Source organism: Sutterella sp. (genome assembly GCF_030539355.1).
GTDB lineage: Bacteria > Pseudomonadota > Gammaproteobacteria > Burkholderiales > Burkholderiaceae_F > Sutterella.
This window is the reverse complement of the sequence record NZ_JAUNSF010000009.1, coordinates 14930-34001: the sequence shown is the minus strand read 5'-3', so window position 1 is coordinate 34001 and position 19072 is coordinate 14930. Positions and strand designations below refer to the sequence as shown.

Sequence of the window (19072 nt, the reverse complement as noted above, 5' to 3'; positions counted from 1 at the left end):
CCCTTTGAAAAACCCCGGAATTTCGCGATTCCGGGGTTTTCCTCTTCTGTACGGCAGGGCCTCAGACGGTGAGACTCTGCATCTCCTGGCGCAGCCGCTCCTGCAGGTCCTCGACCTCGGCGGCGAGCGCCCGGATCCTCTCGACCGACCGTTCCGCCGCCGCGGTGCCGGACTCCGGGTCCGGAAGCGGCAAGGGGAAGCTCTCGAGCTGCCCGGCCCGCAGCTGCGGGACCGACGTGTTGCTCGTGAAGCGCTTGAGGCGCTTCTGCACCGCGTCCGAGAGGAGGTACTTCATCAGGTACTCGGGCGACCCGACCGGGCCCCCTGCCCTCAGGCGGAGAACGAGGAAGAGCTGGCCGGCAGCCCAGCACTCGCCCTCCGGGATCTCCCGGACGATGCCGACCTGGCCGATCCGCCCCCGCTGCGTGATGAGCAGGTCGCCCGGCTGCAGGATCTGTTTCTTCAGCCGCCTCTCGGCATTCGTGTCGCCGGGTTCGATGTCGATCCGCTTTGCGGGCTGCCTGAGGTCGCCGGCGAGCGTCAGGTCGTTCGGCATCGCCTCGAAGACCGCGCCCGCGCCCGACGAGGCGCGCGCGCCGAGCGAGTGGCAGCGGATCACCTCGCAGAAGGCCGAGAGCGGACGGGAACCGCGCTCTTTCAAGAGCGCGTCGATGCCGTCATCCCCGGGGGCCTGGAGGTATTCGCCCACCGTGAGCGCGCACTGGCGCTCGAGAAGCCTCGGGACGGGAACCGCGGCATGGTCAAGGAGCGCGGTCTCGCGGCCGGCAAGAAGGCCGTCGAGGGCCTCCGCGGCGTCAGCGGGCCAGCCGCCGCGGCCGGTGCGGCCGCCCTCGGGCTTCACGAAGTCAATGAGCGTGACCCCGGGGCGTTCGTCACCGCGCTCCCCGCAGAGGAGCAGCCCGAAGGTCTCGACGCCCGACGCGGCGCCGGCGCCGATCGGAAAGGCGATGCTGAAACGGACGCGCCCCGACTCGAGCAGACGGCGCTTCACCGCGACGTCGTCACCCAAGGTCCGGTAAAGCATGCCTCCCGAGACGAGCACCGCGAGTCGGCCGGGGCACTCCGCTGCCGCTTCGGCATAGTTGAGCTCATCGAGCGAATATTTCCCGAGGCGAGGGGCCTCCTCCTCCGTGTTGGGCTCGGGAACCGAGAAGACCGGCCCGTCGAGACGGGCGAGCGCGCCCTCTCCGGGCTCAAGCACCCTGGCCTCTGCGTTGAAGGAGAAGGCGCGCAGCGCCAGAAAGAGCTGCGCGAGCATCACCGAGGGAGTGGCGAGACGGACGCTTCTCCCCTCGAGCAGCAGGCGCACCGCGAGCAGGAAGGCCCGCGATTCGCCCGCGACCCAGACGCCGCTACAGGGATCATCCTGAGGATCGTCGCGGACAAGCCAGTCGACGGCGACCCGGGCGAGTTCGTCGCGGATCTCCGCCCTGCGCGTGAAGCTGCGGCGGAAGAGCCTGAAGTACGACTCGGCGAGCGCCCGGGGATCAAGAAGAACGGCCTCGGGGAGCTCGATTTCGATCGGCTCCGGCGGAACCGCGATGTTCCAGGTGAGTCGCCCAAGCCAGGGGCAGCGCTCCGTGACGAAACGCCTCAAGGACTCCGTGCCCCTGAGGCTCACCCTGCCGCCGCCGCCCTGCCCGGGCTCCGCCATCGCCGCGGCCGTGATCATCAGCAGAGCCGGGGGCTCGATGCGGGTCCGGGCGGAGAGCTCGCGCCAGTATTCATCGGCGGTGACAGCTTTCAAATTCATGGCGGATTTCCCGAAAAAACAAAATTTCAGAGCGCAAGCCGCATCCGGATGTGCGGGATGCCGCATTCGTCAAACTCGTTGCCCTCGGCGGCGAAACCGTAACGCTCGTAGAAGCCGCGCGCATGGGTCTGGGCGTGGAGCACCGCCTCGGGGAGCCCCCGCTTCCTCGCCTCGGCGAGCACCGCCTCGAGGAGCGCGGCGCCCACGCCCCTTGCACGGAAGGGGCGCAGGACCGCGAGGCGTCCGATGTGTCCGTCGGGCGTGAGCCTCGCGCAGCCGAGCGTCATATGGCGCTCGTCCCAGGCGACGAAGTGCGTCGAGACCGGGTCGAGATCGTCGATCTCCTCCTCCTTCGGCACCTTCTGCTCGGCGACGAACACCATGAGGCGCACGCGCGAGGCGGGATGCTCGAGCTTCTTCCAGTCGCCCGACTCGATCTCAATCTTCATTTCCTGTTCCCCAAAAAACATAAACCCGGCCGGATCCGGAAGGTCGAACGCCTTCCCGGAGCCGTCCGGGTCATTATCGGGCCAACCGGGGCCGGAGAGAAATCCTCCGGCCTCAGCCATGGACCATCACTGCTGCGAGAAGTCCTTGCCGGCGGCCTTCGCCTTGGCGAGATCGCCCGCGAGCACGAAGGTGAGCTTCTCCGGGTCGGCGAAGCGCCTGACGGCGCGGTTCACGTCCTCGACGGTGAGCTTCTCGATCGCTGCCTCGGTCTCCTTGGAGAACTGCCAGGTCACGCCGCGCTCGAGGTTGTTGATCCAGTTCGAGGCGATGAGACCGTCCTGGGCGCGGTTCACCGCACGGCTCTCAATGAGGCCGCGCTTCGCCTCGGCGAGCTCCTCGGCGGTGATGCCGTCCTTGTAGGCCTTGGCGAGCTCGTCGCGCAGGCTCTTCTCGGCCTGGGCGAGGTTCTGCGGCGCGACGATGGCGCCGACGGACCACTTCGCGCGGTTGCCGAAGGGCGGGATCGTCACGCCCGAGCCGGCGCCGTAGGAGAGACCCTCCTTCTGGCGCAGACGGTTGACGATGCGGTTCGAGAGACCGTCGGAGCCGCCGATGATCCAGTCGGCCGTGATGAGGGCCGGCATGTCGGCGTCCGTGAGCGTCGCGGGAAGGTCGATGCGCGCGAAGAGCATCGCGTTTTCCTTCTCCGGCGTGTCGATCACGATGCGGGCGGGCTCGACCGGGCGGTACTCGGCGATGACGCGGTCAAAGGGAACCTCGGCCTTCTTGCGGTCGATGACCACGGCCTTCAACTCGGCTTCGACTTGGTCGGCATCAAAGTCGCCCACGACGGCGATGTAGCCCTTCGAGAGACCGAAGACGCGGGTGTAGTAGCCCTTCACGTCCTCGAGCGTCAGGCGCTTCAGGTCGGCGATGAGCTCCTCGCTCGTCTCCTGACGGCGGGCGTCGCCCTCGGGATAGGTGTTGAAGTGGCGCGCCATGGCGTCACGGCCCTTCGTGCCCGGATCGTCCGAGCGGGACTGCAGACCGGCGATGGTCTGCGAGCGCAGCGTCTCGAACTCCTTCTCGGGGTAGGTCGAGTCGGTCAGCAGCGACCCCACGAGCTTGAGCGCATCGGCGAGGTGCTCGCGGTCCGTCGTGAAGCTGAAGGGCGTGCCGTCGATCTTGAGCGCCGTGAAGGCGTCCTCGATCTGGTCGCGCGTCATCGTCGACGTGCCGCGGGTGATCATCGAGCTCGCGAGCATCGGGATGGCGCTCCTCGAGAGCGACTTGTTGTCGCCCACGTTGAAGCGCATCTTGACGACGACCGTGCCGCCGCGGTTCTTCTTCGGCAGGAGCGCGAGGCGCACGCCGCCCGCCTCGACCAAGCGGGTGCGGGCGTCGATGTTGTCCTGCGAGGGGTCGAAGGCCTCGGCCTCGGCGCCCTTCTCGGAGAAGGTGAAGCGGGAGAGGAGCTCCTCTGCGGTCGGGGCGGCGGCGATCTCGGCGCGCTTCGGCTCGTCGGTGGGCACGAAGAGGCCGACCACGCGGTTGTCACGCACGAAGTACTTCGAGGCGGCGCGGGTCACGTCCTCGGGCTTCACGGCCTTCACGCTCTCGCGGTCCGCGAAGAAGAGGCGCCAGTCGCCGAGCGCGATGTAGTCGGAGATCTCGACGCCGAACTCCTCGGGATCCGAGAGCGTGCGCTCGAACATCGTCTCCTGATCGGCCTTCTGGCGGTTCACCTCCTCGTCGGTGGCGGCGGCGCGCTCGAAGGCGCCCTCGATCTCGGCGATGAGCTTCGTCTTCACCGCCTCGATGTCGTCCTCCTTTTTCACCATGGCGCCGAACATGACGAAGCCGGGCTTCTGCGCGGCGATCGGCCAGCCGAAGACCTGCGAGGCCATGCCGGTCTCGACCAGGGCCTTGTAGAGGCGGCCGGTCGGGGCGTCGGCGAGGATCTCGGCCGCCATGGCGGCCGGTTCGTAGTCGTCAGAGAGCGCGGACGGGATGCGGTAGCCCACGGCCACGAGCTGCGACTCGCCCTTGCGGCGGATGAAGAACTCACGCTCGCCGTCTGCGGTCGGTTCGACGGTCCACTCCTTCGGGAGCACGCGCGCAGGCTTCGGGATCGGCCCGAAGAGCTCGTTGACCCAGGCGAGGACCTGGGCGGGCTCGAACTTGCCCGACACGGTGAGCACCGCGTTGTCGGGCTGGTAATAGAGATGGTAGAAGGCCTGGAGGTTGCGGATCTCGACGTTCTCGATGTCGCTCCTCGCGCCGATCGTCGAGCGCCCGTAGCTCTGCCAGTCGAACATCACGCTCTGCATGCGCTTCATCATCACCGAGATCGGGCGGTTCTCGCCCATCTCGTACTCGTTGCGCACGACGGTCATCTCGGTGTCGAGGTCCTTCTGCGCGATGAAGGAGTTGACCATCGCGTCGGCCTGCCAGCCGAGCGCCCAGCGCATGTTGTCGTCGGTCGCCGTGAAGCTCACGAAGTAGTTCGTGCGGTCGAGCCACGTCGAGCCGTTCATGCGGAAGCCGCGGCGCGTGAACTCCGCAGTCGGGTTCGGGTAGTTCTTCGAGCCCTTGAACATCAGGTGCTCGAGGAGGTGCGCCATGCCGGTCTCGCCGTAGTTCTCCTGGCGGGAGCCCACGAGATAGGTCATGTTGACCGTGGCGGTGGGCTTCGAGGCGTCCGGGTAGAGCACCACCCTCAGGCCGTTCTCGAGTCTGTACTCCGAAATGCCCTCGACCGTCACATAAGGCGCCGGTTGTTCATTCATGTTTTTATTCTCCTCGCCGGCCGACGCGACGGCGCCGCCCGTGAACGCCGCGGCGCAGGCCGCGGCGAGCAGAAAGTTTTTCACTGGATGCATGTGTTCCTCACAAGAACCGCCGCGCCTCACCCTCCTATCTTCGAAGGGGATGCGGGACGGAATGCGTCTCTTCAGGCAATTGCGGTTAACCTTAGCGGCCGCACTGCAAGGGGACTGTGGGATTGCGTTCCGAGATGTTACCGTCTGAGGCACCGTTTCGCGCGGCTCCCGCGCGCTTTTCCCGGGCCCAGCGGATCACGCCCGGGCCCGCTTCGCGCTATCCTGCCGCTCCTGATCCCCCGACATCCTGAAACTTCCCGGTCCCTGTTCCCCAATGAAGCTTCTCTTCGACCTCTTCCCCGTCATCCTCTTCTTCGGCGCCTTCAAGGGAGCCGAGCACTTCCCCGACGAGGCGCTCTCGATCGCCGCGGGGATCCTCGGCGACGGCGTCACCGCCGCGACCGCCCCGGTCTTCCTCGCCACCGTGACGGCGATCGTCGCCACGTTCCTGCAGATCGGGTGGCTGAAGCTCCGCGGCAGGAAGATCGAGCCGATGCTCTGGATCAGTCTCGCCGTCATCGTCGTCTTCGGCGGACTGACGCTGTGGCTCAAGAACGAGATGTTCATCAAGTGGAAGCCCACGATCCTCTACTGGATCTTCTGCGCCATCCTCTCCTGGGGCAGCCTCACCGGCCGCAACTTCATCCGCATGCTGATGAAGGAGGCGATCAAAATGCCCGACGCCGCCTGGGCGAAGCTGCAGTGGATGTGGATCGTCTTCTTCCTCGTCGTGGGCGTCATCAACCTCATCGTCGCCTACACGTTCCCCACGGAAATCTGGGTCGACTTCAAGCTCTTCGGACTCCTCAGCTTGACATTGATTTTTACAATTGGCGCGGCGGTGTGGATGACAAAGCAAAGCACCGATGGGCAGAATTGATTGAATCACAGCATGCAATGCCCTCCCTGCCGCGTCGCTATCCCGGTGCGCCCGGCTCTGCAGGGCTTTTTTGAGCACCTAGAAATGAACAAGAAAGTTTTTGCCATCGGCGCTGCCGTTCTTCTCGCGACCGGTGCCGCTCAGGCCGAATTCAAGGCCTTCAAGGTCAACGGTGAGACCGTTTCCGTCGCCACCCAGAAGGCGATCTACGACCGTCTCGTCGCCTCCGGCCAGCCCGCCGGCGAGCAGCTCGAGCGCAATGTCAAGAACAGCCTGATCCAGCGCACCGTGCTGCTGCAGGAAGCCAAGAAGGCCAAGATCGAGAACAACCCCGACGTGAAGTTCCAGATCGACGAGGCCCGCAAGACCATCCTCATCCAGGGCCTCGCCCAGGAATGGGCCCGCAAGAACCCGGTCTCCGAGCAGGAGCTCCGCAAGGCCTATGACCAGGAGAAGGCCGCCTACGGCGACACCGAGTACCAGGTCCGCCACATCCTCGTGAAGACCGAGGACCAGGCGAAGAACCTGATCTCGCGCCTGAAGAAGGGCAGCGACTTCGGCAAGCTCGCCCAGGAGTTCTCCGAGGACACCGCCTCGAAGGCCCAGGGCGGCCTCCTCGGCTGGATCGTCCCGGCCACGGTCGTTCCGTCCTTCGGCGCCACGTTCTCCGCCCTCAAGGCGGGCGAGCTCGCCCAGGAGCCGGTCCGCACGCAGTTCGGCTTCCACGTCGTGAAGCTTGAGGCGAAGCGCAAGGCCCAGCTCTTCCCGTCCTACGATCAGAGGAAGGGGTTCCTGCGCACCGCGATCGCCAATCAGAAAAACGACGCCCGCTTCCAGGAAATCCTGAAGAAGGCCGAGATCCGCTGATCCGCCTGACCTGAGACGCCATTACGAAGAAGCCCCGCGATTTCTGACCGCGGGGCTTCTTTCATTCTGAGCTTCCGAGGGATCAGGAACGATCCCCCGGACTTGAGGCTGTCAGCGCTTCGCCTCGGTGTCGAGCGGCGCGAGGCGGGCGATCACGTCGGCGAGCTTCATCGACTTGGCGGCCTCCATCTCGGAGGCGGAGAGCCTGTGGCCGAGCTTTCTCGCCTCGGCGGCGGCGTCGCGGTCGGCCTCGAAGCCCTCGGCCGGGTTCGCCGCGGCACTGGCGAGCACCCAGGCGGCCGTGAGGTCGTGCTTCACGCCCTCGCCGTCGGCGAGGAGCTTCGCGAGCGCGAGGCAGCCCTCGGGATAGCCCTTCGCGGCCGCGCGGTAGTACCACTTGGCGGCCTCGGCCGTGTCGATCTCCTGACCGTTGCCGGTGGCGAAGTAGTCACCGATGTTCTTGAAGGCGACGGGCGAGCCCTGCTTGGCGGCCTCGCGGTCCCAGATGAGGGCCTGGCGCGGGTTCACCTTGACGCCCACGCCGTTGCGGTAGGCGAGCGAGAGCGCGAGCTGGCACTTGACGCTGCCCAGGTACGCGCCCTTCTCCCACCAGTCGGTCGCCTCGAGCGGGGCGCGCTTCTGGCCGAGTCCCTGGTTGAGCATGTCGCCGATGTAGAAGAAGGCCTCGGCCTCGTCACGCGAGGCCTCGGCCTTGAGGATCTTCATCGCCTGGGCGTACTTGCCCGCCTCGATCTGCGCCACGCCATCCGCGACACTCGCCGCGGCCGGGGTGCTCGCGATCGTGAGAAGTCCCGCGCCGATCATGGCGCCGGCGGCGGTTCTGAGGATGAAGGACTTGAGCATCGAAGGGGTCTCCGCAAAATGTCCGGCGCCCCGGGTGAGTCCGGGGCGCCGGGAACTTGAATTTCCGTGCGGGAGAACTTTAGCGGCCCAACCTTAAGTGAAGCTCAAGGGCCGCGCCTTCGGGGCGGAGGGATCAGACCTCGGAGACGGCCTTCGCGAGCGCCTTCGCACGCCCCGGGTCGGCGAGCTCCGAGAGGGGCTCGTCGATGATCGAGGCCTCGGTGAAGCGGGAGAACCAGGCCGAGAGCGGTCCCTCGGGATGGCGGGCGTCGCCCGCGGGGCGCACGAGCCCGTTAGCGGGATCGATGAGGAGCGCGAAGACGGCGTCGCGCAGCGTGCGCTTCTCCGGATCGCACAAGAGCGCCCACCCCGTGCGGCGGCGCCTTTCGCTCTCGAGCACCGGGGCGCAGTAGTCGTACTCGGCGAGCCTCGCGAGGATGCGCTCGATCGCCTGCGGATAGCTGTCCGCGGCGCGGGCGAGCTCGTCGACGCTCACGACGGGCTGGCCCTTCTGACGGGCGCGGGTGAGCTCGGCCAAGAGCACCGTGCCGGTGAGGAAGTCATTGCCGCGCATGTAGCTGTCGGCGAACCGTCCCGAGGTGAGCTGCGGGATCGTGGCCGTGATCGCGGCGCCCGCGAAGACGAGCATCCAGGCGACGTAGAGCCAGAGCAGGAACACGGGGAAGGCGACGAAGGCGCCGTAGATCGAGGAGAGCGTGCCCGCGGTGATGTAGTACTCGAAGCCCATCTTCACGATCTGGCTCGCAACGGCCACGATGAGGCCGCCCGCGAAGGCGTGCGAGAAGGGCACGCGGCAGTTGGGGACGAGCTTGAAGAGCACCGCGTAGCCGAAGGTCTGCAGCAGGAGCTGCAGCACGACGAAGAGCCACCCCGGCACGCTGATGTCGGTCGAGCCCGAGGCGATGCGGATCGCCTGCGTCGTGAAGGTGATCGAGAGGGCGATCGCGAGAGGCCCGAGCGTGAGGAGCGCCCAGTAGATCATGGCGCGCTGCGTCCAGGGGCGCATGTTCTTCACGCGGAAGATGCGGTTCACCGTGACGAAGAACTTGTTGATCATCAGGAGCGCGGTGAGCGACAGACCCGCGAGACCAAAGGCGCCGAGGCCGGAGGCATGGTCGCTGAAGAGCTTCAGGTACTCCATGATCTCGGTCGAGTACTGATCGGGGAGGAAGCTGTTGAAGAGCGCGTCCTCGAGCGCCTTGCGCGTGTCGGCGAAGCTCGGGAACGCGGCGAAGGCGGCGAGCGAAACGGCGAGCAGCGGCACGAGCGAGAGGAGCGTCGTGAGCGTCATCGAGGACGCGACCTCCTGGAGCTGCGCCTCGCGCATGCGGGAGGCCGAGAAACTGAAAAGCGAGCTGACGGTCTCGAAGAGCCGGTGCTCGCGCAGACGGCTCAGGAGAATGGAGGGCTTCATGAGACTGTGGTTTTCTTGTTCGGAGTGGGAAGAAAGGCGGTCCGGTTCCAATTATTGCGCGGCGGGACACGAGATGAAAAACTCCGGCCCGGCGGAATGAGCTCTCCCGCCGGGCCGGATCGGTGACTCTGTCAACCGAAAGTTTTTGTTTTTCCTTCGATTATTCCTCGAAGGCGCCCTTCACGACAACTTTGCCCTCGCGCATCACCCCGCGGCCCTTCATGAAGACCTCGTCGAGGGCGAGCGCGTCATTGAGAACAATAAGGTCGGCGTCGCAGCCGACGGCGACGCGCCCCTTGCCGGGAAGACCCAGCGCGTCGGCGATCGAGGTGGTCATGGGCTTCAGGGCCGTCTCGAGGCCGAGCTCCGCGGCCACGGCCTGCACGGCCTCGAGGTCGCACTTGATCGAGCCCACGCCGAAGCCCACCATCTCGCCCGCGTCATTGAAGCGCGGCATCGAGCCCTGGCCGTCCGAGGAGAACGTGAGGTGCTCGACGGGGACGCCCTTCTCGAGCGCATCGAGGAAGGCCTTCGCGGCCGAGCCCTGGTAGCAGCCGCCGCCCGTCGTGATGTCGATGAAGCCGCCCGCCTTCGCAAAGGCGCAGGCGCGCTCGAAGACCTCCGGGTGGCGCGCGACGTGGGTCGGGCGCGAGTGCTTCGCTGGAATGCCGCGGCGCACCGCGTACTCAAGGGCGTCGAAGATGTCGGCGGCGAAGTTGCCGCAGTGGATGTGCAGGAACCCGGTCTTGCCGGTCAGCATGCCAGCGATGCGGATCTCGGAGAGGAGGCGGAGCACCTCGTCAGGCGTGGGGAAGGACGCGCGGTGGTCGCCCATGGCGATCTTCACGCCGAGGCACTCGGGGATGGTGAAGATGTCCATCTTGGCCGACCCCGTGATGGTCGTGGGGGGAAAAGCATAGTTGCTCGTCCACATCCAGCCCGAGGCGCCCTCGACGGTGAGGCCGCGGACCTTGGCGAGGAGGTTCTCGATCGAGCGCGACATGCTGTCGGTGCCCGAGACGCCGACGAACGTGGTGACGCCCGCGCCCGCGAGCGCGGAGAAGTTCATCTCGGGGCAGCGGCTCGCCCAGCCGCCCTCGCCGCCGCCGCCCGTGACGTGGATGTGCTGGTCGATCAGGCCCGGCGCGACGCGGCGGCCCGCGGCGTCAAGGGTCTCCATGCCGGGAACGCTGACGTCAAGCTTCTCCTCGACGGCGACGATCTTGCCGCCGGCGATGAGAATGTCGCGCTGCCCCAGGTGCTCCGGGGCGTAGACGTCCGCGTTGCGGACGAGAAGAACAGGACTCGTCATGGTGGTGGTCTCCTTCCGGCCGGCCGCGGCTTCATCCGGGTCGCGGGCCTTGCGGTCTTGTGATGCGGGCCGGGAACTTCGATAGCGCCCGGCCCGTGAAAAGTGTTTCTTCGGTATGTGATTCTATTGAGCCCGCGGGCTCAGTCAACGCCTTCAGTAGCGCGCGGCGCGCCGTGCGCTCGGCAGTCCGTACGTGTGGGCGCTTCTCGAGGAGAAGAGCAGGTACACGGTCACGATGATCGTGAAGAACGAGATCCCCATGAAGCCCTGCGAGGGGTTGAAGGGGACGCCGAGGATGACGGACTTCAAGAAATCGTCGCCGGGGCCGGCCACCCAGACCGCGACGAGCGCGGTGAAGAGCGCCGCAGGCGAGCGGCCGAGCGTGAGGAGCACGAGCGCGAGCATGATCGCGACGGCGTTCACCGCCGCCGGCAGCGTGCTCTTGACCGCGGGCCAGAGGAAGTCGGGCGACATGGAGACCACGCGCACGCACTCGCCCGCCTGCTGCCCGAGGGCGAAGAGCGAGACGACGGCCTTCGCAGACAGAATGAGGAGCACGACGAGGAGCAGTCCGCCCACGCCGGCGGGCCTGCCCGTCGGGCGCACCGCGGGCGGCACGGAGCGCCCGAGCAGCCAGAGGAAGAAAACCACGATGCACGGGGCGGCGACGGCAAAGAGAATGCCCATGCCCGTGAAGTGCACTGTACTTTCAAACATCAGAAAGGCTCCTTTTTTCTCTGCGCCGCGGCGTCCTCGGCTCTGCGCTGCGCCTCGGAGACGGCGCGCAGGATCTCCTCGGCCGACCTCGGTGTCTGGTCGGGCACCTTGTCCGCGGGGCGCGTATTGAGTTCGGCAAGTATGCCGCAGCTTTCGGCGCCGCACTTCTCGCCGCGGCAGTGCGCCTCGAGGTCCTTGAGGTGGCGCCTCAGTTCGTTGAGGTCCTTGATGCGGGCGTCCACGAGCGAGAGGTGCTGGTGAATGAGCTTGTGCGCGAGGTCGGCGCCCTCGCGGCTCCCCTCGTCAAGGGCCCCGAGCAGCGACCGGATCTCCACGAGGCCGATGTCAAGGTTGCGGCAGTGGCGGATGAAGTCGAGGCGGCTGACGTGGATTTCCCCGTACTGACGGTAATTGTTGGCCTCGCGCCGCGGCGGCGGCAGGAGCCCGATCTTTTCGTAGTACCGGATGGTTTCCGGTGTGTTTCCGGTGAGCTGTGCTAGATCTCGGATGCGCATGGACCAGTTGCCTTGAAGCACCTTCACCTTCACTGAGGATCCGGTGCGGTTTTGGGAGACGTACCTCGGATACTGGGTCGGACACTGCCGGAGTGCGGGGAAAGAATGGGAAAACGGCGCTTGACATTGTAACGACTTCAAGGTGTGAAATGGCATCCATGAAGAAGCCGGATGCATGCCGCGTCCGTGTCAGAAGACTTTCGCAACCTGCCTCTTTTCCCATGAAAAACATCACGCTCTCGCTGCCGGACATGTGCTGTCCGGCTGAATTCGGCCCCGTTGAGCGCGCCCTTCAGAAACTTGACGCCTCGGTGCGCATCGTGCCCGACTACGGCGTGCGCCAGGTGCGCATCACGCTGCCCGACGGCTGCGCCGTCGACGAGGCGGCGGTGCTCGAGACCGTCCGCGCCACCGGAACCGAGTTCCGCAGGCTCGACGACGCCCCTGCGGGCGACCCTGTGCGCATCCGCGTCCCGGAGATGGACTGCCCCGTCGAGCAGGGCGAGATCGAGCGCGAGTTCAAAAAGGCCGGAATCGAGGGTTTCTCTTTCGACCTCATGAACCGCACGGTCGTGCTTCCCTCCGACCACGCGACGGTGTCGCGTGCGATCGAGGCGATCCGCGCCGCGGGGTACGAACCCGAGCTCTCGGGCTCCTCCGCCGCGGGCGGCCGCGTGAAGCTCTCCGTTCCCGAGATGGACTGCCCGGTCGAGGCGGGCGAGATCGAGCGCGAGTTTAAAAAGGCCGGTCTCGAGGGTTATGAAATCGACGTGATGAACCGCACGATCGGCGTGGATGTCGGCCAGGCCGAGGCCGCGATTGCCGCCGTGAAGGCCGCGGGGTACGAAGCGACCCTGATTGCGCCCGCGACCGCCGGAGGCGCGAGGACGCTCATCTCGGTCCCCGAGATGGACTGCCCGGTCGAGGCCGGGGAGATCGAGCGCGAGTTCAGAAAGGCCGGTCTCACGGACTGGGAGACCAACATCATGAACCGCACGATCGCGGTTCCCGCGGGGGCCGTGGCCGCCGCGCAGGCCGCGATCAAGGCCGCGGGCTATTCCTCCACCATGATGGCGGGCGAGAAGCGCGAGGCGGACTTCGAGGACCGCACGCCCTGGCGCCGCTACATCCTCGCCCTCGTCGTGGCCGTGGGCTGCGAATTCATCGAGATCGGCGCGGAGAACGGCGTCATCCCGCTCGAGGAGTCCGTGGCGAACGTGGTCACCCTCGTGCTCGCCCTCGTCGCGATCGCGCTCGTGGGTCTCACGACCTTCAGGAAGGGCATCCAGTCGGCGATGCGCGGCACGCTCAACATGAACACCCTGATGGCCGTTGCCGTCACGGGCGGCGTGCTGATCGGCGCCTGGCCCGAGGCCGCGATGGTGCTCGTGCTCTTCGAGATCTCCGAGGCGATCGAGCAGCTCTCGATGACCCGCGCGCGCCGCTCGATCCGCGACCTGATGAGCGTCGCCCCCGAGAAGGCGCTCGTCGAAGGCGCGAACGGCGAATTCACCGAGATGAAGGTCTCCGAGGTGGGGCCGGGCGCGATGATCCGCGTGGCGCCGGGTGACCGCGTGCCTCTGGACGGCCGCATCGAGTCGGGGAACACCACCCTCGACCAGTCGATGGTCACGGGCGAGTCGATGCCCGCCGAGAAGGGCCCGGGCGAGACGGTCTGGGCCGGTACGGTGAACCTCTCCTCCACCATTCTCGTCACGGTCACGGCCGCCGCCGGCCAGAGCCTCACCGCGCGCATCATCGAGGCCGTCGAGAACGCGCAGGCGACGAAGTCCCCCGTGCAGCGCTTCGTCGACCGCTTCGCCGCGGTCTACACCCCGATTGTCTTTGTCGTGGCGCTCGCCGTCGCGATCCTCCCGCCCCTCTTCCTCGGCGACTGGCTCGGCTGGCTCTACAAGGCGCTGTGCCTCCTCGTCATCGCCTGCCCGTGCGCGCTCGTGATCTCGACGCCCGTGACGATCGTCTCGGCGCTCGCCACCGCGACCCGCTGCGGCCTGCTGATCAAGGGCGGCCTCTTCCTCGAGGAAGCGAGGAAACTGAAGAACGTCGGCCTCGACAAGACGGGCACCCTCACGAAGGGCGAGCCGAAGGTCGAGAAGGTCACGCTCTTCTTCGGCACTCCGCGCTCGCGCGCGCTCTCCGTCGCGGCGAGCCTCGGCGCCATGAACAAGCACCCGCTCTCGCAGGCGATCGTCGCGCTCGCCCGCGCCGAGCAGGCGCAGATCTCCAAGGTGACCGAGTTCACGGCGCTCCCGGGAAGCGGCGTCAGGGGCCGCGTCGGACGCGGTGAGGCGGCGCTCCTCAACCTCACCGCCATCGAGGAGAAGGGCTTCGCGACGCCCGAGGTGAAGGCCGCCTTCGAGGAGGCCGCCGCCGCCGGACGGTCGTCGGTCGCCCTCACCGATCCCTTCGGCGTCATCGCGCACTTCGCGCTCGCCGACGAGATCAAGGCCGACACCCGCTCGGGTCTCAGGCAGCTCGCCGCCGAGGGCGTCACGCCCTGGCTCCTCACGGGCGACAACGCGCGCGCCGCGAATGCGCTCGCCCATGAGCTCGGTCTCGAGAACGTGAGCGCGGACCTGCTCCCCGAGCAGAAGCTCGAGCGCATCCGCGAACTGCAGGCCGAGGGCCTCACCGCCATGGTGGGCGACGGCATCAACGACGCCCCGGCGCTCGCGCAGGCCGACATCGGCATCGCCATGGGCGTGCGCGGCACGGACAGCGCCATCGAGGCGGCCGACATCGCCCTCATGGACGACCGCGTCTCGTCGGTCGCGACCCTCGTGAGGCTCTCGCGCATGACGCACACGGTGCTGGTGCAGAACATCGCCTTCGCGATCGGCATCAAGGTGATCTTCACGATCCTCGCGCTCTGCGGCATGGCGACCATGTGGATGGCGGTCTTCGCCGACACGGGCACCTGCCTCATCGTGGTTGCGAACGGCATGCGGATGCTCCGCGCGAAGAAGCGCCTCGACGCCATGGCCCGCGCCGTGGACGAGGCCGCCGAGGAGAAGCCCGCCGCCGCGCCGAAAGCCGCCGCCGCGGCCGCGGCCTGACCGGCCTGAGAACAATTCCATACCATTTCAAGCATGTTGCCCGGGGTTCCTGCAGGATCCCGGGCGCTTTTTTCTCTCCTCCTGCGGTATCCTTTTTATTTGGAGGTTCTCCGCATCAGAGCGGAGCCCAGGAGAATTAAACGCATGACCGATCGGAAGAGCATCGAGCCGGATGACGGCGACTACGTCCGCTACATCGAACGCCTGCAGAGCGGCCGCGGCGGCGAGCTCAAGCCCATGGAGGTGCCTGACACGCTTCAGACGCCCGACACCACCGCTCACCCGAAGACCTCGGGCGAGGGGGTGAGCATGCGCGACCTCCTCGGCGCCTTCAAGAAGAAGAGCGAGACGAAGGACGAGGTCCGCACCGAGGCGCTCGAGCGCATGGAGGCCTCCACGCGCGAGCCCGCCCAGACCGCCCCCGCGAGGAAGTCGCAGAAGATCGACCCCGCGCTCAACTTCGTCTCCTCCGCCTTCGGCATGTTCGGCCTGATGGGCGCGCTCATCGGCATCGACAGCCAGGAGCCCGCCCCGATCATCTTCGGCGTCTTCGCCATCCTCATCGCCGCCTTCATGCAGGTCAACGCCCGCATCGCCATGAAGCGCGGCACCTACCGGCGCACGAACACGACGACCCAGCGCGGCCGCGACCGCTGATCCACGGGAACCCCTCCCGCAATGCACCGAGGCTAGGCACTACTGCCTAGCCCTCTCCCGCTGTGCTCAAACAACGGGCGTCCTGTCGTTCAGGCGTTCTTTACGGATGCGCCCCGGGTGTGCAACATTTCTTTCTGCGAAAGCTGAATAGAGGCGCCGCTTACGGATGAGCGCCGCTCGAACCGGGGGCACCCGTTTCAAGACGAGCGGCAGGAGGCCGGGCGGCCGAAACCGGCGGACAGGCATGTCCGCGAGGTTGGGCACCGACGGAAGACGCCGGTGACTCCCGGGACGGATCCACGGAGGATCCGTCATCGGAGGCGCTATCGGCGGCGAAGCTCCCCTTGGTTCGGAGACCTTCCCCTTTCCGTCAGGCGCCTTTCACTCCTTCCGTCGGAGGCCGAGGGCCCGCCGGCGGAAAGAATCGAAAGGTCCGCGGATGAAGCTGAAGGAGACTCCGGGAACGAGAAGGCTGCAACCGCTCAGGATGGCGGGGCAGCCTTTTTTGCTGTCCCGGGCTTTCCCCGAAAACCATTCCGACAACAGGAACACCTTCACAGACAGGCGGGAGCAGAAAAATGACAGACAGTCCCACACCCCACACACCCGGCGGCCAGGTGACGATGCGCCGCGAGGTCGGCCTCTTCGGCGGCATCTCGGTCCTCGCCGGCATCATGATCGGCTCGGGCATCTTCTACATCGGCGGCATCGTGCTCGAGCGCTCGGGCGACAACCTCGGCCTCGCGCTCCTCGTCTGGTGCGTGGGCGGCCTCATCACCCTGCTCTCGGGCATCTGCTTCGCCGAGCTCGGCGCGATGATGCCGAAGGCCGGCGGCTACTACGTCTACCTCCACGAGGCCTACGGCGAGCGCGTCGCCATCATGTGCGGCATCACGAACTTCTTCCTCTCGAGCTCGGGCTCGATCTCCGCGCTCGCGCTCGCCTTCGCCGCGGCGATCTCGAGCATGTATCCCCTCGGGATCATCGAGCAGAAGACGATCGCCGTCGTGAGCGTGATCGTGCTCTCGCTCATCAACATGCGCGGCATCAAGCTCGGCAGCACCGTGCAGAACATCTTCATGGTCCTCAAGCTCCTGCCGATCGCGCTCATCATCGTCTGCGGCCTCTTCATGGGCGAGCAGCACCCGGACCTCTTCCACTTCCCCGCGGAGACGCCCGAGCTCACGACGATCCTCTCGATGATGGCCTTCGCGGTGCTCGCCACCCTCTGGGCCTACGAGGGCTGGTCGAACCTCAACACCATCGCCGAGGAGATGAAGAACCCGAAGAGGAACATCCCCCTCTCGCTCATCCTCTCGATCCTCGGCGTCGCCACGCTCTACGTGCTCTTCAACTACTCCGTCTACCGCGTTCTCCCCTATGACGCGATCCTCGAGATGGTGAAGAGCGGCAACTTCTACCTCGGCACGGCCGCGGCGCAGGAGCTCTTCGGGGGGCTGGGCATGCTCGTGGTCGGCACGGCGATGATGCTCGCGATCTTCAATTCACTGAACGGCTGCATCATGGTCTTCCCGCGCATGTACTTCGCGATGGCCCGCGACGGCGCGCTCTTCCCCGCGCTCGCGAAGCTCCATCCGACGTACCGCACGCCGATCAACGCCCAGATCGCCTCGATGGTGATGTCGATCATCCTCATCTGCTCGCGCTCGCTCTCCGAGCTCACGAGCCTCGTCGCGATCAGCGGCCTCATCTTCCACGGCCTCACCTTCCTCTCGGTGATCGTGCTGCGCCGCAAGTACCCGACCCTCGAGCGTCCGTACAAGGTCTGGTTCTACCCGTGGTCGATCATTCTCGTCGTCACCTTCATGCTCGCGCTTATCATCAACACGATCTATCAGGATCCTGTGACCGCGGCGCTCGGCATCTTCGTGCCCATCGTCGGCCTCGGCATCTGGGAGATCTTCTTCCGCCGCCGTCATCCGGCCGAAGGCTCCGGAAGCTGAGAAAATTCTCCCTGCAAGAAGCAGCATTGACCAGAATTCATCGTCAGGAACATTCGTCATGTCCAGCACACTGATCACAAACGCCCATATCTACGTCGAGCGCGGCCGCTTCGCCGAGGCGCTGCTTGTCCGCAACGGCTTCATCCGTGCCGTGGGCACGGAGGCGGAGGTCCGCGCCGCCGCGCCCGCCGACGCGAAGGTCTTCGACGCCGGCGGCCGCACGATCGTCCCGGGCTTCATCGACTCGCACCAGCATCTGCACAACACGGGCGTCGCGCTCTCGAGCGTGCAGCTGCAGCATGCGACGAGCATCGCCGACGTGAAGCGCATCACGCGCGAGTTCATCGAGCGCCGCCGTCCGGCGCCGGGCACGCTCCTTCACGGCATGGGCTGGAACCAGGACTACTTCACCGACGAGGCGCGCATGCTCACCCGCGCCGACCTCGACGAGATCACGACCGACTATCCGCTCGTCTTCGAGCGCGCCTGCGGCCACATGCTCACGGCGAACTCCGCGGCGCTCGCGCGCGCCGGCGTCTCCGAGGACATCACCGCCCCGGAGAGCGGCTCGATCGGCCGCGACGCCTCCGGGCGCCTCGACGGCATCTTCACCGAGAACGCCCGCGCGCCGCTCCTCGCGCTGCTGCGCAGCCACACCGTCGAGGAGAACGTCGAGCTCATCCGCACCGCGATGCGCCACGCCGCCGAGTGCGGCGTCACCTCGGTCCACACCTGCGACCTGAGGCCCGGCTCCTGGCGCAACATGCTCGCCGCCTACAACCGCGTGATGGATGACCGGCCGCTCGTGCGCATCTACCACCAGGCGAACTTCCACGATCCGCTGCAGTACCGCGAGTTCCTCGCCGAGGGCTGCGTCACGGGCCGCGGCAACGGCATGCACCGCTTCGGGCCGCTCAAGCTCTTCGTCGACGGCAGCCTCGGCGCCCGCACCGCGCTCATGCGCGAGCCCTACCATGACGACCCGACGACCTCGGGCATCGCGACGCTCACGCCCGAGAAGCTCCACGAGCTCGTCGTCATGGCCAACGGCCACAACTGCTCGATCGTCACGCACGCGATCGGCGACGGCGCGATCGAGCGCGTTCTCGACGCCTACGACTCCGTCTGCACGACGGGCATGAACCCGCTGCGCCTCGGCATCGTCCACGTGCAGATCACCGACCGCCCGCTCGTGGAGAGGTTCTTGAAGAACCGCATCCTCGCCCTCGTGCAGCCGATCTTCCTGCACTACGACACGAAGATCGTCGAGGAGCGCGTCGGCGCCGAGCTCGCCGGCACCTCCTACGCCTTCGGCACGATGAAGCGCCTCGGCATTCACATGTCCTTCGGCACGGACAGCCCGATCGAGGACATGAACCCGATCGACAACCTCTACTGCGCGGTGAACCGCCGCCGTCTCACGGGCGAGCCCGAGGGCGGCTTCCACCCCGAGGAGTGCCTCGACATCTATGACGCGGTCGACGCCTACACCACCGAGGGCGCGTTCGCGAGCTTCGAGGAGAACATCAAGGGCAGGCTCCGCCCGGGCTTCTACGCCGACCTGGTCGTCCTGAGCGAGGACATCTTCTCGATCGATCCGCTGGAGCTGCGCCGCACGAAGATCGACCGCACGATGATGGGCGGCGAGTTCGTCTTCATCCGCGAGGGCGCCTGATCG

At 66.7% G+C, this 19072-nt stretch carries 14 protein-coding genes; 6 read left to right on the top strand and 8 right to left on the bottom strand.

Going from position 1 to position 19072, the window contains the following annotated elements; genetic code table 11:
• Positions 1-61 precede the first annotated feature (61 nt).
• From Q4F91_RS03130 to Q4F91_RS03120, 3 genes are all read right to left on the bottom strand, one after another.
• Positions 62-1774, bottom strand: a complete 1713-nt coding sequence (locus Q4F91_RS03130) for a restriction endonuclease subunit S (protein ID WP_303334463.1) — start codon at positions 1772-1774, stop codon at positions 62-64.
• A gap of 26 nt (positions 1775-1800) precedes the next feature.
• A complete protein-coding gene (locus Q4F91_RS03125) occupies positions 1801-2223 on the bottom strand; it encodes a GNAT family N-acetyltransferase (protein ID WP_303334461.1) in 423 nt (140 codons plus the stop codon).
• Positions 2224-2349: 126 nt separating this feature from the next.
• Entirely contained in the window at positions 2350-5106 is a 2757-nt protein-coding gene (locus Q4F91_RS03120; protein WP_303334459.1) for a pitrilysin family protein, read from the bottom strand.
• Positions 5107-5380: 274 nt separating this feature from the next.
• Between Q4F91_RS03120 and Q4F91_RS03115 the strand changes: the two genes are divergently transcribed.
• Positions 5381-5986, top strand: coding sequence for a septation protein A (locus Q4F91_RS03115; protein ID WP_303334457.1), 606 nt, complete (start codon positions 5381-5383; stop codon positions 5984-5986).
• 84 nt (positions 5987-6070) lie between these two features.
• A complete protein-coding gene (locus Q4F91_RS03110; RefSeq protein ID WP_303334455.1) occupies positions 6071-6853 on the top strand; it encodes a peptidylprolyl isomerase in 783 nt (260 codons plus the stop codon).
• Between the two features lie 111 nt (positions 6854-6964).
• Here Q4F91_RS03110 and Q4F91_RS03105 read toward each other — a convergent pair whose 3' ends face one another.
• The 5 genes from Q4F91_RS03105 to Q4F91_RS03085 form a co-directional block, all read right to left on the bottom strand.
• The gene (locus Q4F91_RS03105) at positions 6965-7717 is read right to left on the bottom strand and encodes a tetratricopeptide repeat protein (RefSeq protein WP_303334453.1); all 753 of its coding nucleotides are present in this window, start codon (positions 7715-7717) and stop codon (positions 6965-6967) included.
• A 133-nt stretch (positions 7718-7850) separates the two neighbouring features.
• On the bottom strand, positions 7851-9152 hold the full coding sequence (locus Q4F91_RS03100) for a YihY family inner membrane protein (protein ID WP_303334451.1): 1302 nt from the start codon (positions 9150-9152) through the stop codon (positions 7851-7853).
• Between the two features lie 160 nt (positions 9153-9312).
• Positions 9313-10464 carry a beta-aspartyl-peptidase gene (gene iadA, locus Q4F91_RS03095; RefSeq protein ID WP_303334449.1) on the bottom strand — a complete coding sequence of 384 codons (1152 nt, stop codon included), beginning with the start codon at positions 10462-10464 and terminating at the stop codon, positions 9313-9315.
• Positions 10465-10617: 153 nt separating this feature from the next.
• Positions 10618-11181, bottom strand: a complete 564-nt coding sequence (locus Q4F91_RS03090) for a hypothetical protein (RefSeq protein WP_303334447.1) — start codon at positions 11179-11181, stop codon at positions 10618-10620.
• The gene (locus Q4F91_RS03085; RefSeq protein ID WP_303334445.1) at positions 11181-11696 is read right to left on the bottom strand and encodes a MerR family transcriptional regulator; all 516 of its coding nucleotides are present in this window, start codon (positions 11694-11696) and stop codon (positions 11181-11183) included. The genes Q4F91_RS03090 and Q4F91_RS03085 overlap by 1 nt, the downstream gene beginning before the upstream one ends.
• Before the next feature lie 221 nt (positions 11697-11917).
• Between Q4F91_RS03085 and Q4F91_RS03080 the strand changes: the two genes are divergently transcribed.
• The 4 genes from Q4F91_RS03080 (at position 11918) to Q4F91_RS03065 (ending at position 19069) form a co-directional block, all read left to right on the top strand.
• Positions 11918-14773: a heavy metal translocating P-type ATPase gene (locus Q4F91_RS03080; protein WP_303334443.1), complete on the top strand. Its 2856-nt coding sequence runs from the start codon at positions 11918-11920 to the stop codon at positions 14771-14773.
• 144 nt (positions 14774-14917) lie between these two features.
• The gene (locus Q4F91_RS03075; protein ID WP_303334441.1) at positions 14918-15430 is read left to right on the top strand and encodes a hypothetical protein; all 513 of its coding nucleotides are present in this window, start codon (positions 14918-14920) and stop codon (positions 15428-15430) included.
• 578 nt (positions 15431-16008) lie between these two features.
• Positions 16009-17394: an APC family permease gene (locus tag Q4F91_RS03070; protein ID WP_303334439.1), complete on the top strand. Its 1386-nt coding sequence runs from the start codon at positions 16009-16011 to the stop codon at positions 17392-17394.
• Between the two features lie 58 nt (positions 17395-17452).
• The gene (locus Q4F91_RS03065; protein WP_303334436.1) at positions 17453-19069 is read left to right on the top strand and encodes an amidohydrolase; all 1617 of its coding nucleotides are present in this window, start codon (positions 17453-17455) and stop codon (positions 19067-19069) included.
• Positions 19070-19072: the final 3 nt, after the last annotated feature.

What these genes read in the sequence shown, in the direction of transcription:
- Q4F91_RS03130 (WP_303334463.1), bottom strand. Translation starts at nt 1,774, where the DNA reads ATGAATTTGAAAGCTGTCACCGCCGATGAATACTGGCGCGAGCTCTCC.
- Q4F91_RS03125 (WP_303334461.1), bottom strand. Translation starts at nt 2,223, where the DNA reads ATGAAGATTGAGATCGAGTCGGGCGACTGGAAGAAGCTCGAGCATCCC.
- Q4F91_RS03120 (WP_303334459.1), bottom strand. Translation starts at nt 5,106, where the DNA reads ATGCATCCAGTGAAAAACTTTCTGCTCGCCGCGGCCTGCGCCGCGGCG.
- Q4F91_RS03115 (WP_303334457.1), top strand. Translation starts at nt 5,381, where the DNA reads ATGAAGCTTCTCTTCGACCTCTTCCCCGTCATCCTCTTCTTCGGCGCC.
- Q4F91_RS03110 (WP_303334455.1), top strand. Translation starts at nt 6,071, where the DNA reads ATGAACAAGAAAGTTTTTGCCATCGGCGCTGCCGTTCTTCTCGCGACC.
- Q4F91_RS03105 (WP_303334453.1), bottom strand. Translation starts at nt 7,717, where the DNA reads ATGCTCAAGTCCTTCATCCTCAGAACCGCCGCCGGCGCCATGATCGGC.
- Q4F91_RS03100 (WP_303334451.1), bottom strand. Translation starts at nt 9,152, where the DNA reads ATGAAGCCCTCCATTCTCCTGAGCCGTCTGCGCGAGCACCGGCTCTTC.
- iadA (WP_303334449.1), bottom strand. Translation starts at nt 10,464, where the DNA reads ATGACGAGTCCTGTTCTTCTCGTCCGCAACGCGGACGTCTACGCCCCG.
- Q4F91_RS03090 (WP_303334447.1), bottom strand. Translation starts at nt 11,181, where the DNA reads ATGTTTGAAAGTACAGTGCACTTCACGGGCATGGGCATTCTCTTTGCC.
- Q4F91_RS03085 (WP_303334445.1), bottom strand. Translation starts at nt 11,696, where the DNA reads ATGCGCATCCGAGATCTAGCACAGCTCACCGGAAACACACCGGAAACC.
- Q4F91_RS03080 (WP_303334443.1), top strand. Translation starts at nt 11,918, where the DNA reads ATGAAAAACATCACGCTCTCGCTGCCGGACATGTGCTGTCCGGCTGAA.
- Q4F91_RS03075 (WP_303334441.1), top strand. Translation starts at nt 14,918, where the DNA reads ATGACCGATCGGAAGAGCATCGAGCCGGATGACGGCGACTACGTCCGC.
- Q4F91_RS03070 (WP_303334439.1), top strand. Translation starts at nt 16,009, where the DNA reads ATGACAGACAGTCCCACACCCCACACACCCGGCGGCCAGGTGACGATG.
- Q4F91_RS03065 (WP_303334436.1), top strand. Translation starts at nt 17,453, where the DNA reads ATGTCCAGCACACTGATCACAAACGCCCATATCTACGTCGAGCGCGGC.